Source organism: Citrobacter sp. GW821-FHT07H02 (assembly GCF_059418505.1).
On record NZ_JBWKPZ010000005.1, the window covers coordinates 119,321 to 133,853 of the forward strand.

Below are 14,533 nucleotides of genomic sequence, written 5' to 3' on the forward strand. Positions count from 1 at the left end.
AGGTCATTCTCGTATTATTCAAACGTAAGTCAATACGAAGCGTGCGGCATACAGGCGGCTTGGCAGAGTAGGGGATTAATCCTTCTTACTGCGCCCCTCGGTCCACGGATTAAACGCAGGTTCATCCTTTACTTCAGGCTCTGCATCATTCAGAGAATCAAGGTATAGCGCTTCAACTTCCGCGCGGGCCCACGGCGTACGTCGCAAAAATTTCAAACTCGATTTGACACTTGGGTCATTCTTAAAGCAGTTGATGTTGATCAGTTGAGCCAATTTAACCCAGCCATAACGCGCAACAAGTGCATTAACTTGCATTTCAAGCGTCACGCCATGCAAAGGATCTTTAGAAAAGTGAGCAGTCACAGGAGGTCCCGTCAATTCAGATTTGCGGTGAGAGTACAAGAAAGTGGCGTCATCAGCAACGTAGCGCCAGCAATAGAGACGCTGGCGGGAGATTATGTTGTACCAATAGTGTGAGTATTTCTTGCCTGGTAGATCAACTGGCGCCAGGCGCGATTATGCAGGGTGAACAGTAGCATCTTATAGAAGGCTGTAGACAGAATGCAGCCAGCGCTGAGCAGCAGCATGATGACACTCAGCAGCGCCGCGGTCAGATCGACCCCGGGCCAATTGGTGCCAGTCAGCGCAGAAACCAGGTAAGCGGCCGTCAACAGCAGGTTTATCACTGCCAGAGTAAGATGCACCCGTAAGGCGCGCATGCTGCCTTTACCAATCATAAATGTCGTCAGACCGTTGATGCCAGCGAACAGCAGCGCGATCAGCACAACCCACACACCAGGTCAGCAGGCTGGTTTAGTGCGGCGAGTACGCCGTAACCCAACCACAGCTGTGGAATAGCAAAACTGACGGTTACCCCGAGGGAACTGATCGCTGCCGGAATGCCCATGGTATGTAACCCAACCGGTTTCCCCATCTGTTCGTGTAACAGACACATCAGTTAGATGCTAACAGCGTTAACTCGACTGAAGCGTCAATATAACATGCAAGCCATGGTGGTCATGTTCAACCTGATGAGCTAATAACGCAAGAGGAGGGATGCCAGAGACTCTCAGAACGTGGGAGTGGTTTAAAGTTATCGGCCTTAATAATCAATTTAACATAATATACATTATGCGCACCAGCATGGAATCAGGCAGAATCCGTAGTTTTGTGGTTATGATTGTCCTGGTTGCTGATAGCCTTTGAACGCGCTTTCTTCAGCATCAATACCAACAACCTGGCCTGCTTGTCATGACGATTGGTTTTACCGGACATCACGTTCGCAACGCGCTCATATCTGATCATACTCAATTTTTGTATCGTACGTTTCATCCTATCGTCTTCTGGTTATCTGTGAACTTTGTTCATCTAAATTTGCGGATGATGATCATCTCTGTCTCGACTGTGAACGTTCAGGCACGCACATTAATATGATGTGCTGTCTTATAAAGCATCTGGCTCTCGCATAAAACGCGTCAAATCATCCTCAACGTTTGTTAGCAACCTTCGCTTTTGCCACTCATCCTCCCGTCAGGTTTCGGTCTATTAATGAGCCATTCTAATAAACCCTAGTTTATTACCCCATCTAATCAAATAAATCACTCTGCGTTATGCTTTTCCCCCGACAACAGTTTGAAGGATAACGTCATGCAAACGGTAAAACTGAACAACGGTATTGAAATGCCCCTGCTGGGTTTTGGTGTGTTTCAGATGACGGATGCCGCCGAGTGCGAAAGCGCCGTTATCGAGGCTATCGAAACGGGTTATCGCCTGATTGATACTGCGGCCTCTTACCAGAATGAAATCCAGGTCGGGAACGCGCTGAAACGTAGCGGCATTCCACGCAGCGAACTCTTTGTCACCACCAAACTGTGGCTTCAGGACACCCACTACCAGGGTGCGAAAGCACAGTTCGAACGTTCGTTGAATCGACTACAGCTGGACTATGTTGATCTGTATCTGATTCACCAGCCTTACGGCGACGTCCACGGTGCCTGGCGTGCCATGGAAGAATTGCAACAGGCAGGGAAAATTCGCGCGATTGGCGTAAGTAACTTCCATCCGGACAGACTTGCCGACCTTATCGCTTTCAACAACATCGTTCCCGCCGTAAACCAGATTGAAGTAAACCCTTTCAATCAGCAGCTGCATGCCGTTCCGTGGATGCAAAGCCGCGGCATTCAGCCACAAGCCTGGGCCCCTTTTGCTGAAGGTAAACATGGTCTTTTCCAGCATCCCGCATTAGCGGCGATCGGTCAGAAATACGGCAAAAGTGTGGGTCAGGTTGTCCTGCGGTGGATCTTCCAGCGTGGCATCGTTTCGCTGGCGAAATCGGTGCGAAAAGAACGTATGGAAGAGAACATCAATATTCTCGATTTTGAACTCAGTACGGAAGATATGCTGCAGATTGCGGCCCTTGATACCGCAACCAGCGCCTTCTTCTCTCACCGCGATCCTGCGATGGTGGAATGGTTAACAGGCCGAAAACTCGACGTTTAAGCCACGAAAAAGAGGTACGTATTAAATGCAAAAACGTTATTTGGGTAAATCTGGACTCGAGGTGTCAACGCTGGGTCTCGGTTGCATGGGGCTCAGCCACGGCTACGGCCCGGCGACAGATACCCGCCAGGCTATCGAACTCATTCGTGCCGCGGTTGAACGTGGCGTCACTTTCTTCGACACCGCCGAAGTGTATGGCCCCTATCAGAACGAAGACGTTGTCGGTGAAGCCTTAAAACCGTTTCGCGATCGCGTCGTTATCGCGACTAAATTTGGTTTCACTTTTGGTGATGACAACAAGCAGCAGATTTTAAACAGCCGTCCGGAGCATATTCGTGAAGCCGTGGAGGGATCACTGCGCCGTCTCAAAACAGACGTTATTGATCTGTTGTATCAGCACCGCGTCGATCCCAATGTCCCCATTGAAGATGTTGCGGGGACGGTGAAAGATCTGATTGCTGAAGGTAAGGTCAAACATTTCGGTCTTTCCGAAGCGGGCGTGCAGACTATTCGGCGGGCGCATGCCGTCCAACCGGTTACCGCTGTGCAAAGCGAATATTCAATGTGGTGGCGTGAACCTGAACAGGAAATCCTGCCACTGCTGGAAGAATTGGGTATTGGTTTCGTGCCATTCAGCCCGTTAGGCAAAGGTTTCCTGACGGGATCTATCACGGCAGGAACCACGTTTGGTCAGGATGATTATCGAAGCCAGGTACCGCGCTTTGCCGCACAAGCGCTGGAAGCGAATGAAAAACTGGTCGTGTTACTGGGCAAACTGGCAGCTGAAAAAGGGGTGACATCTGCGCAAATTGCCCTTGCATGGCTGCTGGCACAAAAACCGTGGATTGTGCCCATCCCAGGAACCACCAAACTGCACCGACTGGAGGAGAATCTGGGTGCCGCAGACATCCCTCTTTCTCAGGATGATTTGCAGCAGATAACCCAGGCGCTTGAAACGGTGAAAATCGTCGGTAATCGTTACTCCCCGGAACATCAGGCTCGTGTAGATCGTTAAACGCAAGCGGGTCTGCTGTGCGCTGCAGACCCGTTATTCAAAGTACCGAAGCGCGTCGATCATCAGTGCGAAAGCTGGCGGATGCTGTTTACGGTTGGGATAATAAAGGTAGTAACCGGGAAATAACGGACACCACGCCTGCAGAGCCTGAATAAGTTCTCCTGATTTCACATACTCCTGAATCATATCTTCTGGTACACAGGCAAGACCAAATCCGGATAACGCCGCATCAATTCGTTCTGACAACAAATTAAGCGTCAGTTGCCCTTCAACCCTAACGCGCAGCGGCTTCCCTTCCCTCTCGAATTCCCAATGATAAAGACCGCCGGCCGTTGGCAAGCGCATATTGATGCACCGATGATGTTGTAGTTCGTGCGGCGTTTCAGGTGCTGGGTTTGCGGCAAAATAAGCCGGTGCGCCGACCACTGCCATTCTCATATCCGGCCCAATTCTTACCGCGATCATATCCTTATCAACGCTTTCGCCAAGACGCACCCCGGCATCAAAACGTCCTTCAACAATATCGACAAAACTATTATCAACCACCAATTCGACATTGATTTCCGGGTATTCTCTGAGGAAGGATTTCAGCTTTGGCCATACCAGACTCCGCGCGGCATGTTCACCGGCGGATAGTCGGATATTGCCTGAGGGGGTGCCGTTCAGTTGAACGAGCGCCTCGAACTCTTGCTCAAGCTCGGCGATTCGTGGCTCCAGGCAGGCAATAATTCGCTCTCCGGCTTCCGTTGGCGCAACGCTTCGGGTGGTTCGCGTTAAAAGACGGATATTTAAACGTTCTTCCAGCGCTTTCATCGCATGACTTAGCGCTGACTGCGAAACGCCAAGCTTAGCGGCCGCTTTAGTAAAACTCCGCTCTCTTGCCACCACCAGAAAAATTTGCAGTTCATTGAAGTTTTCTTTGAGCATTGGCCATTTCCTTATTCAGGAACCCCCTCAAAGAGAAATTATGAAGGGTGTTCATGGGGAAAATCATTTTAGCCCCATTACTAATAATAATGATAATTGATATTCTATATGTATCGAAAATCTTCCTGTATGAACAGAGGCGTGGACATTACTACGCCGATGCTTCACAAGGCAGTTGCAGAAGACGCCACCCTGCTCCATCATCGCTTATGCGATACTGAGTAATACGCCGTAACGAAACAGGTCTTATAGAAAGGGAATTTTTATGAATTCAGATGAGCGACAGTTTTATGAAGACGACGAAGGCATTGCTGTTGATTTAATTCTGCAGGCCTTCGGTCCTGAACCGGTTCAGTGCATAAATCTTGAGGCGGAGTTTGCGGATCAAAAAATGAAGGATGACATCGATTTTCTCGTCAAGACACAAAATGATTTCTATCAGAAGATCACTGCAGAAGCTAAACAATATTGTGAACGCGTATACGGAGCCAGTGTGAAAAATCTGACACTGGTAAAAATATACCTTTCTCCTGAGAATCAGCATCAATTTGGCTTCATGCTTTCCACTTCCCTTGACCCGGAGCATGGGTTAGGGGTTAAATTTCATGGCATTGAAGTGAAAAAAACAGGAAGTAGTGAAACAGCATTTTTGTGAACCTTCAAATACATATTAAATATTAAGGCAGTGATAATAAATGAATTTATCTTCCACCGACGCCACATCAGCCAGTCATACCCCGCCATTGGTCTGGCCAGAATTTACCAATGACAAGGCGCAACTAGAGTGGTGGCTTGCCTGCGTCAAGGCATATCGCGCGGAGTGGGCAAAACCTGCGAGCCTCACGCCAGTTAACGCCCAGGAAATTGATGCGCTTGAACAGCGTCTTGCTTGCCCACTTCCAACGCCGTTACGCACGTATCACGAAAACATTGGTGTACTGGAACTCTCCGAAAGTTTGTGTAGCGTGACGCCTGTGAAATACAGCAATATTGAACCACTACTTGATGCTTATCCCGGTATTACAGATATTCTGGAGGATACGCCTGAATCAACCTCGCTATGGACGCTGGTTAATCAGCTTATTGTCTTTGGCGACTATCTTGGCAACGGTAATTTATGGTGTTTTCACCGCAATACCGGCGAAGTCTGGTATTTTGATCATGACAGCTCACCTATGCTAACGAAAATGTTTACCGATGTGGGTCAGTACCTCGATATTCTGATGTTCATGTGCCTGTTGTTTATTCATGATGAGGAAGGAAATGAGGAACTACTGCGAGAGCGCCTGGGCGATGAAATCGTAGAAAAATGGATGTATTAGGGGTTCAACGCAGAAAACTATTTTGCTACGCCCCTTAACGACATAATTTGTCACACAGATACCGGTTGACGATCACTAACAACCAATGTGTCCCTACTGAAACGGCCAGGCGACACGTTCCGTTATTTTTGGCTGAGTTGATGCTTTTTCAATAAACGCGGGCCAGGTGTATGATTTAGTAATAAATTTCCATGAGTAATACTCTTTACCCTCATCAATAAACTTCAGGTTCAAAAGCGCCCAATCCTCATCATGACAGTGTGAGGTTTTGGCATACTCTTCTGCGGTAAAACACGCCCTGATCATCGCCTTTGATGAAAAAAGGACATCCTTAAATGCCACCTGAGATGAGCCATCATCATTGAGCATGATAAAGTCAGCATACTCCTCTTCACGGCTACCACCGGAATACAATGCCTGCCATTTCGTCACTAAAGCAATGGCCTGTTTTGTTTTGCTCAAGGGATATAAAGCCGGATAGATATATACCTTATCTTTTATCAGGTCTTCACTCATCTCATTTTCATCGTTATTTTTATTGTCGAACTTCCATTGCCCTTCCTTGATGTAATCGTCATTTTTTTTGCGGAATTTTATCATCTCAAGTGTGGGTTCTATTAAGTAAAAAACATCCTCCAGACCTTTTGCTTTCCAGACCTTTGTTTCTTCCCCACAACGGTTTATAGCGGCCTTACATACGCCCGTATACTGCTCACTATTTTTTTTCAGTGCAATAAAAGCAGTGGGTTTTATTGTGTTGATATTCCCTTGCGCCGCCAGAGGGAAAGAAACTGCTGCAACGAATAAAACCACGCAATTCTTCATGATATTCTTCCTGAACTGAATATTTCACATGAAAGGAACTCCCTTTCACCTTGTCATTGTATCGCCCCCAATGCCAAAAGCAGATACAACAGTTGTTTATTTTACTCGCAAATTAAATGAAAATCCCTTTCCATTTTTTAGCTAAAATTTGCTTGAAAAATCCGGTTGGCTTTAATGCGCCAGCGCAAAGTTCAGCGCCGCTTTCACCGCCTCAACCTGGGCAATGATGCACGCTTCCGGATTTGTTTTTTCACTGTCCGGATACACTTCGGTCGTCGTGGTATAGCGAGCAGCGGTCATGGTTGCACAAAGATGGTAGTGACTATTCGGATATTCAACGACCCCTGGACTCGCGACCCGAAAGCCCAGCATCTTCCCTTCTGCATCGGACGGTGCGATGTGGGTCACTTTCTCAACGGCGGCAATGATCGCCCGTTGGAAATCCAGCTGAGAATTTTCTTCGTCGCTGACCAGGTAAAATCCATCCGGGACAACGTCCGGGATATATGGCCCACCGTCCCTGGCCGCAAGTGCCGGACGGAATTCGCTTTCGTCGCTATCCGTTGTCTCATGGAGATCGATATGCACCCGAAATTGTTCCCGCAACGGCGCAATCAGCGACATAAGCGCCTGGGACTCTTCCGCCTTACCTTCGGCGTAGAAACTTCTGTTCGGATCGATGAGATGATAGTTCCAGCGTGAGATCCGCTCAAATGCCCACGGACTGACACAAGGAGCAACCAACAGATTCATTTTGCCTTTGTATTCTTGCCCATGTTCTTGTAAAAACCGCAGCGCGCCCAACACGCCACTGGTTTCATAGCCATGTACGCCACCGGTGATGAGCGCCGACGGTAAAGATTCATCCCAGTCAACGCTGCGCAGCGCCATTAAAGCATAGGTATCACTGGCACAAGTAATTTCACCGTACTTAACAATCTTATAGTCGTTGCCAAGCGCTCGGATTTGACTTAACACATCGTCATAGGACCGTGACGGTAACTGGTTCTTACGCCATTGCTCACGCTCAGATTCTCCCCACGGCTGTCCGGGAGTGCCAATTGGATAGAAATTCGCTGATGTCATGGTTTCTGCTCAATGATCGATAAAAAGTGAATGAGGTATGACGCCCTCTCAGACATCATGTCTTAATTGAACGGAATCACAATAAATCAACAATCGGCAACCATCAATCCCGAACGCCCCCAAAATGCCGATGAATGTTGTTAGCAATCAGTATGTTTGAACGCTCCTCGCCTTTTTTCCACTGAAGACTGGTTGCCTGACAGATCATCTGATAGTGTTTTGAGACACAAATTTCAGGAGATGGGCGATGACGAAAGTGTACACCGGCGGCTGCCTCTGCGGTTTTATCCGTATTAGTGCCCGCTCGCCCAGAAATCCTCACACCTGCTCATGCACGCTCTGTCAAAAGCACACGGGAGCGCACAGCGTCAGATGGTTAGAATTTGATACTCAGGATGTCCAATGGACAGGAAAAGGCGGTAAACCGGCGACGTGGCGCTCATCTGAATTCTCCAGCAGAGCTTTTTGCTCCCGTTGCGGAAGCTCGATAGGCGCGATTGATGATGCGCCCACCATTGCTCTCTTAACCGGCTGTTTTGATGATGCTGTCGATGCGGAATTTACGTCAGCTGATAATGCCGGTCGGGGATGTGTTTGACCGGGATAGTTGCCTCATCGTTCATCTGCAACAAATCAATTTCGATGGCATTGCAGATGGCATCCAGCGGCAGATCGTTATTTTCAGTACCAAACGGATCTTCAAGTTCTTCAGCCAGCGTATCGAGCGAAATAAACGTATAGGAAATCAGCACTGAAATAAACGGCGTCATATAGTGCAAATCCATCACCAGCGCGAAGGGCAACATAATACAAAACAGATACACTGTGCGATGCAAAATGAGCGTGTACGCAAAAGGAATGGGCGTATTCGCGATGCGTTCGCAGCCTGCCAGCACCGCCGACATATCGTTTAACCTATTGTTTAAACTGTGAAATAATATATCAGACAGTTGCCCTTCCCGCCGACGAACCGCCAGCCACTCCCCCATCAACAATAAAATGCGGTTTGCCGGTGAATGGGAAGCAAAAACGCGCTGAAGATCCTCGGTACTGAGGTATTTCGCCAGCGGCTCTGCCTGCGGCTGTCGGCGTAACGTCATGCGTAAACAGTGTGCAAAGGCGATCTGCAAACGGACAAACTGCCCTAATTCACGATCGTCTGGCAACGTGGTTTTCACTTCACGCAGTAACGAGCGGGAAGCAATCATCAATTGCCCCCACAAATGCCGGGCCTCCACGTAACGCGCATAGCAGGCATTGTTGCGAAAACCCAAAAATATGGCGATGGCGACACCGAGAATACTGAAAGGCGCAAGGGTAAATTTGATACCCAGCATCGTATACCACGGCAGCATGATGATAACCGCGATAGAGAGTATGAAATTCAGTAGCAGTCGGGAGAAGATCTTGGATAAAACCGAGCCGTGCCAGACGAAAATCTGGCGGAGCCAGTGCTGTTGAGGTCGAACAATCATGATTATCTTCGGAAAATGGGAAAGCGGGGACATTAAACGTGATCGCGATCAATGTTGCAAGTTTCTCTAAAAAGAGAGCCAGCCCCTTTTCTTGCTGTCAGACACTTTCAGCGCAGGTGCTGCAAACCGGCTGAGTAAAATAAAACATCATTGTATGTTGTAACTAATGATGTTTTATTAAAAAACCCGGCCGCAACCGGGTTAACCTTTCAGAGAGCCGCAATTAGCACAGTGGTTTCACCGCGTCGCGCATCCCTTTCGTCAGGATGGCATCCAGGCAGGCACTGACCTGATCGACCAGACCGGAAACCTGAGTCAGGTCCTGTTCCCAGTGTTCTTCCACCGCCAGCACGGTATTGACCAGCTCATGCGTGCTGATCGCACCGTCGCGATGCTGATTCCACAGTTGCTGGTAGCGTTCGATCCAGTGCGCATCGTCCTGAACCGGATAAGACTCCCCGTTACGTTCTGCGCGATAAAACGCAATCAGCGCGGCCAGCGCAAACGTCAGACGCGCGGGTAATGTTCCTTCGGTCTGCTGCTGCCCAGCCAGTAACTGAGGTAAAATTCGGGTGCGGAATTTCGTCATTCCGTTCAGCGCGATAGAAAGGAGCTGATGCTTGATGTACGGATTACGGAAACGCCCTGTCACCGCACTGGCAAAAGAAATCAGCTCATCACGGGGAAGATCGAGTACCGGGATAATTTCTTCATAAATGGCTTTTTCAACAAAAGCACAGATCTCAGCGTCGTTCATCGCTTCGCCAACGGTATCCAGACCGGCCTGGAATGCCACCGGAACCAGTGCAGTATGCGCGCCATTCAGAATGGCAACCTTACGCTCTTTGTAAGGCTTAATGTCATCAACGATCAGTACATTCAGCGGGTATTTATCAAGACGTAACTCAGACGCCAGTGACTTCGGCCCCTGGATCACAAACAGGTAGAAATGTTCGGCGGTGTCGAGAAACGCATCGTGGTAACCCAGCGATTCTTCAAGTTGCGCCACTTCATCACGCGGGTAACCGGTCACAATGCGGTCCACCAGCGTCGAGCAGAAGGCGTTTGCCTGATCCAACCACAGCAAGAATGCCTCAGGAAGCGCCCACTCTTTTGCGTAGCGTTGAACCAGCTCTCGTAACGCATCGCCATTATAGTCAATCAGCTCGCAAGGAATGATTATCCAGCCTTTATCAGCCGCCCCGGCAAAGTGCGTGTAGCGCTCAAACAGCAGTCGGGTCAGTTTCGCCGGATAACTGACCGCAGGTGCGTCTTCGAATTTATCGCCTGCATGGTAGCTGATCCCGGCTTCTGTCGTGTTGGAGAAAACAAAGCGGATGTCAGGGTTATGCGCCAGTTTCAGGAACTCATCATATTCGCCATACACGCTGATTTCACGGTTCACTGAGCGGATCAGGCGGGCATCGCTGACCGCTTCGCCATTTTCGTTCAAACCGCGAATGATGGTGGTGTAGAGACCGTCTTGCGTACTGAGTGACGGAGGGAATGTGCTTTCGATGGGACGGACAATCACCACACCGGCATTCAAATCGGTATGCTCGTTCAGCAGATCAACTTGCCAGTCAACAAAGGCACGCAGGAAGTTCCCCTCGCCAAACTGAATGATACGCTCAGGATAATGGGCGCCAGGAAAATCGCGACGGTTTAGAGTTTTCACTATGGGTTCCCTTTTGGATTAGTCATACAACCTGATTAAATTGGTAGAACAGGTTAGCAAACTTTAATACAATGAACCCCTGTTTTGATCAACTCTCAAACACAAATCACAGGTATTTGTAGAAAACCGTGGTGCTAGTCAGCTTTCCGTCTGGCATCTGCGCGTAATCGGGTATCTCCCCCGCTTTCTGCCAGCCACAATTTTGGTAGAACAACTCTGCGTTACTTCCCGTTGCGGTATCCAGCACCAGCAACGATTTCTGATTTTGCTTTGCGCAGTTTTCCAGCATCTCCATTAAACGCCTGGCGACACCACCCCGGCGCGCGGATGAGTGAACCAACAGCTTGGCCACGTCGGCACGGTGCGGTTGATTTTCAGGTTGATCAAGCAAGAGTTGTACCGTACCGACGATCACCCCCGCGGCATTTTCAGCCGCCAGGACAATGCGCTCGCCACCAGCAACCCCTTGCGCGACGTTCGTCCAGAAAGGCAGGGATTTTTCACGACCAAAGGGCAATACAAAACTGACGGACGCGCCTTGATTGACGCAATCCTCAAGCACATCGCTCAGTTCATTGATTCTGTTGCGGATACGCTCAGCATCGAGGATAAAGTACGAATGAGTGGCAGCCATAGAGTCTCCTTGATTGACTGCACTACCCTGCACTGATCCTTTATTCTCTACAAGCGCGGCAACCATAGGATTGTGTTATGTTTCACTTACACCGCCTCATTACCGGGCACAATTTCTGCATTGTCGAACCTGGCGCTGGTTCGGTTACGCCCCTCTTTTTTTCGAGCGATATAAACATTCGTCGGCTTCAACGATAAGGGTATTAAACAGATCAGCTAAAGCGTGTGATTCGGTTCTTCCGCTACCCAAACCGATACTCACGGTCAGATAAAGGGTTTTCTGCTGCCAGCTAAAAGGCTGTAACTCAACCGCTTTACGGATTTTTTCCGCCAGTTGTATTCCCTCATTGCTATCCACAGAAGAGGCAACTACAGCAAACTCTTCACCGCCCATTCGGGCCACCAGTCCTTTGTCGCCGACAATTTTTTGCACGTGGCGAGCAAAGGTGCTTAACACCTGATCGCCGCACTCATGGCCGAAATTGTCATTAATCTGTTTGAAATAATCGATATCCAGCAGCATTACCGTCACGTGCTGTGGTTTCTGTTGTTCCTGTTTTTTAAGTGCTTCAAATAAACCGGAACGGGAATATACCCGCGTCAAATAGTCGAAATCGGCCCGTAAAGAGACTTGTTTTATCAGCGAATTGATTGCCGAAACGCTGACCGCAACCATCACCGGGCAAATCGCCATCGTGGCAATCCCCAGTCGTGCTGAGAACATGTGCGGCGCCGAAAGCGGTGAAGCCACAGAGATATTGATAATCGAATTAGCAACCAGGATTATCTCAACCGCCCCGGTCATAAAGGTCAACAGACAGGTAACCTGCGTAGGATAACGCACCGCACACCAGATAAGCGCGGGCAGCGGAAAGGCCAGGCTCCCTGCTCCACCAATGATCACCGAGGCCGCCACAGAGACTATTAACGCCACAACCGGCATTATCTGTTCCGGTTTAAACCGTGTAAATGTCCCTGGCAAAGAGAGCGTCAGCATACAGGGTATAATCAATACGCCAGTAGAGAATTGTTCGCTAAACCAATCGGCAAACAGCGGCCAGAATGATTGACTGTCAATGCCAGTCGATCCTGTCGCGCCTATTAACGCACACAGCAAAGCGGCAAACAGGCAATAATTGAATAGACGCAAGGCATTTATTGGTTCGTACGTATTGTTACCCCGTCGTTTATCCCACAATATCAGTTGAGCAAAGGTAATAATAAAGGCCATATTAGATAAATTAATGATTAGCGACACCCGTCCCCAATCAGTCGTTATCGCATCATACGCCAGCATGGCGACATAACAAACGGCATAGTAATGAAGACGGTTCAGCCAGACATAACGGGCAAACACCCCTGCCATCACGCCATTGAGAGGCCAAAACAGAGACAACGCCTCAACGAGACGCAATTGCGCGCCAATAAAATAAAATAGCGTGGTGACCATAAAAATGGCGAAAGCATTACGTAACGGATTATTTTCTTGAAACAGACGAAATGAGGAGGTAACGAGTGCGTGCATTAAATATCTATCCATATAATTGCCACTGGCAATTATTTCGACATAACGGAGTAATCTAATTAAGCATAGCATGCTTTATTTGCAAAAATGACTCACCCACGCAGGGGCGCATCACGTTATATTGTAAAACAGAGGAATTGTAACTATTTAAACCACAATATTTTCACGAGTTATTTTGTGGTTATTACCGCCCCACCGGGAATCGTTTATTTTGTTATGACTGATTCATCTGGATAACTAACCAATGATGAATCACCGCCACAACATACTGTTGCTGCTCCTCGCTGAGCGGTTGCCCCTGAGGGATTTGGTGCCATTTTTCCAGACAGCCGCGACAACAGGTTGCCGTGGCATGCTGAGCAATAAAAACGGGATGACCGCGCATGGGCGTTTGCTTGCCATCATTGGCAGGCATCGCCGGGGCCAGTCGTTTCGCCACAAAGTCTGCCGCATGTTGATCGATGACCTGCGCCCCTTTATCCCAGCAATACTGTCTCTCTTTCGCGCCAAGATGAAACCGGGAACGAAATGTGGAACGAGATAGCCGGGTAAACAGAGTGTCTGGCACGTTCATCAGTAGACTGAGCGTCCTAATTGTTGAGTCAGCTGTTCAAGTACGGCGATACCTGCCAGGGAGTTTCCGGCGGTATCCAGCTCAGGACTCCAGACGGCGATCGCCATTTCATGCGGCACAATCGCAACAATGCCGCCGCCAACGCCCGATTTCGCGGGCAGCCCGACTCGCCAGGCAAACTCCCCAGAGTTCTGATACATTCCGCTGGTTGCCATCAGCGCGTTGATTTGTCTGGCCTGCATCGGCGTCACCACCGGGTCATTAAGATGAAAAGCGTGTCCCTGGTTCGCCAGAAAAACAAACGTGCGGGCCAGTTCAACGCAATTCATTTTCAGCGCGCAATAGTGGAAATAATTCTGCAAAACCGTGGTGACATCATGCTGAAAATTACCGAATGATTTCATCAGCCAGGCAATCGCCGCATTACGCGCCGAATGCTCGAACTCCGAACGGGCCACGGTAGAATCATAGACAATATCAGGAACGCCGCTCAGTACGCGCACCACCTCAAGCATACGCTGACGCGGGGCGCTCAGCCGTCCTTGTAGCATGTCGCAGATAACCAACGCACCGGCGTTGATAAAAGGATTGCGTGGAATGCCCTGCTCCATCTCCAGCTGCACCAGCGAATTGAAGGGAGAACCCGAAGGATCTTTTCCCACCCGCTGCCAGATCTCATCTTCCTGGTAGTGACGCATAGCCACTGCCAGACTCAGCACCTTCGAAATAGACTGAATGGAAAAGCGTTCCTGCGAATCACCGGCCTGATAGAGTTGTCCATCAACGGTACAAATGGCGATACCCAGTTTTGATCCATCGACGGTGGCTAACGCAGGAATATAGTCGGCAACTTTTCCCTGACCAATTAACGGGCGAACCTGCGCCAGAATGGTCTCTAATACTGAATTGTCCATGGCCCTGGCCACACTATGCTCCTTGCCCGCAGGTCTGAATAGGTCTGCGAGTATAACAGA

17 protein-coding genes and 1 pseudogene are annotated in these 14,533 nt (G+C 49.1%); 5 read left to right on the forward strand and 13 right to left on the reverse strand.

Going from position 1 to position 14,533, the window contains the following annotated elements:
- Window positions 1-75: 75 nt before the first annotated feature.
- From AC07NP_RS08620 to AC07NP_RS08635, 4 genes are all read right to left on the reverse strand, one after another.
- Complete coding sequence (locus tag AC07NP_RS08620; RefSeq protein ID WP_494660167.1) at window positions 76-363, reverse strand: VF530 family protein; 288 nt, start codon at window positions 361-363, stop codon at window positions 76-78.
- A 92-nt stretch (window positions 364-455) separates the two neighbouring features.
- The gene (locus tag AC07NP_RS08625) at window positions 456-785 is read right to left on the reverse strand and encodes a hypothetical protein (RefSeq protein WP_494660168.1); all 330 of its coding nucleotides are present in this window, start codon (window positions 783-785) and stop codon (window positions 456-458) included.
- Window positions 779-955: a hypothetical protein gene (locus AC07NP_RS08630; RefSeq protein WP_494660169.1), complete on the reverse strand. Its 177-nt coding sequence runs from the start codon at window positions 953-955 to the stop codon at window positions 779-781. The genes AC07NP_RS08625 and AC07NP_RS08630 overlap by 7 nt, the downstream gene beginning before the upstream one ends.
- 194 nt (window positions 956-1,149) lie before the next feature.
- Window positions 1,150-1,305 carry a hypothetical protein gene (locus AC07NP_RS08635; protein ID WP_494660170.1) on the reverse strand — a complete coding sequence of 52 codons (156 nt, stop codon included), beginning with the start codon at window positions 1,303-1,305 and terminating at the stop codon, window positions 1,150-1,152.
- Between the two features lie 342 nt (window positions 1,306-1,647).
- Here AC07NP_RS08635 and AC07NP_RS08640 point away from each other — a divergent pair, with 342 nt between their 5' ends.
- Window positions 1,648-2,499 carry an aldo/keto reductase gene (locus AC07NP_RS08640; protein ID WP_494660171.1) on the forward strand — a complete coding sequence of 284 codons (852 nt, stop codon included), beginning with the start codon at window positions 1,648-1,650 and terminating at the stop codon, window positions 2,497-2,499.
- A gap of 25 nt (window positions 2,500-2,524) precedes the next feature.
- On the forward strand, window positions 2,525-3,514 hold the full coding sequence (locus AC07NP_RS08645; protein ID WP_494660172.1) for an aldo/keto reductase: 990 nt from the start codon (window positions 2,525-2,527) through the stop codon (window positions 3,512-3,514).
- Between the two features lie 33 nt (window positions 3,515-3,547).
- Here the strand turns inward: AC07NP_RS08645 and AC07NP_RS08650 are convergent, their stop codons facing one another.
- Window positions 3,548-4,441, reverse strand: coding sequence for a LysR family transcriptional regulator (locus AC07NP_RS08650; protein ID WP_494660173.1), 894 nt, complete (start codon window positions 4,439-4,441; stop codon window positions 3,548-3,550).
- Between the two features lie 265 nt (window positions 4,442-4,706).
- Here AC07NP_RS08650 and AC07NP_RS08655 point away from each other — a divergent pair, with 265 nt between their 5' ends.
- Both AC07NP_RS08655 and AC07NP_RS08660 read left to right on the forward strand, forming a co-directional pair.
- A complete protein-coding gene (locus AC07NP_RS08655; protein WP_494660174.1) occupies window positions 4,707-5,096 on the forward strand; it encodes a hypothetical protein in 390 nt (129 codons plus the stop codon).
- Window positions 5,097-5,136: 40 nt separating this feature from the next.
- Window positions 5,137-5,763, forward strand: coding sequence for an SMI1/KNR4 family protein (locus tag AC07NP_RS08660; RefSeq protein ID WP_494660175.1), 627 nt, complete (start codon window positions 5,137-5,139; stop codon window positions 5,761-5,763).
- Between the two features lie 93 nt (window positions 5,764-5,856).
- Here the strand turns inward: AC07NP_RS08660 and AC07NP_RS08665 are convergent, their stop codons facing one another.
- The gene (locus AC07NP_RS08665; RefSeq protein WP_494660176.1) at window positions 5,857-6,588 is read right to left on the reverse strand and encodes a hypothetical protein; all 732 of its coding nucleotides are present in this window, start codon (window positions 6,586-6,588) and stop codon (window positions 5,857-5,859) included.
- Between the two features lie 171 nt (window positions 6,589-6,759).
- Entirely contained in the window at window positions 6,760-7,674 is a 915-nt protein-coding gene (locus tag AC07NP_RS08670; protein WP_494660177.1) for a M14 family metallopeptidase, read from the reverse strand.
- Between the two features lie 247 nt (window positions 7,675-7,921).
- Here AC07NP_RS08670 and AC07NP_RS08675 point away from each other — a divergent pair, with 247 nt between their 5' ends.
- Window positions 7,922-8,272, forward strand: a complete 351-nt coding sequence (locus tag AC07NP_RS08675; protein WP_494660178.1) for a GFA family protein — start codon at window positions 7,922-7,924, stop codon at window positions 8,270-8,272.
- Here the strand turns inward: AC07NP_RS08675 and AC07NP_RS08680 are convergent.
- From AC07NP_RS08680 to glsB, 6 genes and pseudogenes are all read right to left on the reverse strand, one after another.
- The gene (locus AC07NP_RS08680) at window positions 8,235-9,149 is read right to left on the reverse strand and encodes a bestrophin family protein (RefSeq protein WP_304521073.1); all 915 of its coding nucleotides are present in this window, start codon (window positions 9,147-9,149) and stop codon (window positions 8,235-8,237) included. The two genes, AC07NP_RS08675 and AC07NP_RS08680, sit on opposite strands and share 38 nt — an antisense overlap.
- Window positions 9,150-9,372: 223 nt before the next feature.
- Window positions 9,373-10,827, reverse strand: coding sequence for a tagaturonate reductase (locus AC07NP_RS08685; protein WP_494660179.1), 1,455 nt, complete (start codon window positions 10,825-10,827; stop codon window positions 9,373-9,375).
- Between the two features lie 106 nt (window positions 10,828-10,933).
- Complete coding sequence (locus tag AC07NP_RS08690) at window positions 10,934-11,461, reverse strand: GNAT family N-acetyltransferase (RefSeq protein ID WP_494660180.1); 528 nt, start codon at window positions 11,459-11,461, stop codon at window positions 10,934-10,936.
- Window positions 11,462-11,547: 86 nt separating this feature from the next.
- A pseudogene (locus AC07NP_RS08695) lies at window positions 11,548-12,985 on the reverse strand (sensor domain-containing diguanylate cyclase).
- A gap of 214 nt (window positions 12,986-13,199) precedes the next feature.
- Window positions 13,200-13,559, reverse strand: a complete 360-nt coding sequence (locus AC07NP_RS08700) for a DUF4186 domain-containing protein (RefSeq protein WP_494660181.1) — start codon at window positions 13,557-13,559, stop codon at window positions 13,200-13,202.
- The gene (gene glsB / locus AC07NP_RS08705; RefSeq protein WP_203357873.1) at window positions 13,559-14,485 is read right to left on the reverse strand and encodes a glutaminase B; all 927 of its coding nucleotides are present in this window, start codon (window positions 14,483-14,485) and stop codon (window positions 13,559-13,561) included. Before glsB ends, AC07NP_RS08700 begins: the two co-directional genes overlap by 1 nt.
- Window positions 14,486-14,533: the final 48 nt, after the last annotated feature.

Excerpts from the sequence above, each read along its gene's own strand:
- AC07NP_RS08630 (WP_494660169.1), bottom strand. The coding sequence starts at position 955 with ATGTGTCTGTTACACGAACAGATGGGGAAACCGGTTGGGTTACATACC.
- AC07NP_RS08635 (WP_494660170.1), bottom strand. The coding sequence starts at position 1,305 with ATGATCAGATATGAGCGCGTTGCGAACGTGATGTCCGGTAAAACCAAT.
- AC07NP_RS08640 (WP_494660171.1), top strand. The coding sequence starts at position 1,648 with ATGCAAACGGTAAAACTGAACAACGGTATTGAAATGCCCCTGCTGGGT.
- AC07NP_RS08645 (WP_494660172.1), top strand. The coding sequence starts at position 2,525 with ATGCAAAAACGTTATTTGGGTAAATCTGGACTCGAGGTGTCAACGCTG.
- AC07NP_RS08650 (WP_494660173.1), bottom strand. The coding sequence starts at position 4,441 with ATGCTCAAAGAAAACTTCAATGAACTGCAAATTTTTCTGGTGGTGGCA.
- AC07NP_RS08655 (WP_494660174.1), top strand. The coding sequence starts at position 4,707 with ATGAATTCAGATGAGCGACAGTTTTATGAAGACGACGAAGGCATTGCT.
- AC07NP_RS08660 (WP_494660175.1), top strand. The coding sequence starts at position 5,137 with ATGAATTTATCTTCCACCGACGCCACATCAGCCAGTCATACCCCGCCA.
- AC07NP_RS08665 (WP_494660176.1), bottom strand. The coding sequence starts at position 6,588 with ATGAAGAATTGCGTGGTTTTATTCGTTGCAGCAGTTTCTTTCCCTCTG.
- AC07NP_RS08670 (WP_494660177.1), bottom strand. The coding sequence starts at position 7,674 with ATGACATCAGCGAATTTCTATCCAATTGGCACTCCCGGACAGCCGTGG.
- AC07NP_RS08675 (WP_494660178.1), top strand. The coding sequence starts at position 7,922 with ATGACGAAAGTGTACACCGGCGGCTGCCTCTGCGGTTTTATCCGTATT.
- AC07NP_RS08680 (WP_304521073.1), bottom strand. The coding sequence starts at position 9,149 with ATGATTGTTCGACCTCAACAGCACTGGCTCCGCCAGATTTTCGTCTGG.
- AC07NP_RS08690 (WP_494660180.1), bottom strand. The coding sequence starts at position 11,461 with ATGGCTGCCACTCATTCGTACTTTATCCTCGATGCTGAGCGTATCCGC.
- AC07NP_RS08700 (WP_494660181.1), bottom strand. The coding sequence starts at position 13,559 with ATGAACGTGCCAGACACTCTGTTTACCCGGCTATCTCGTTCCACATTT.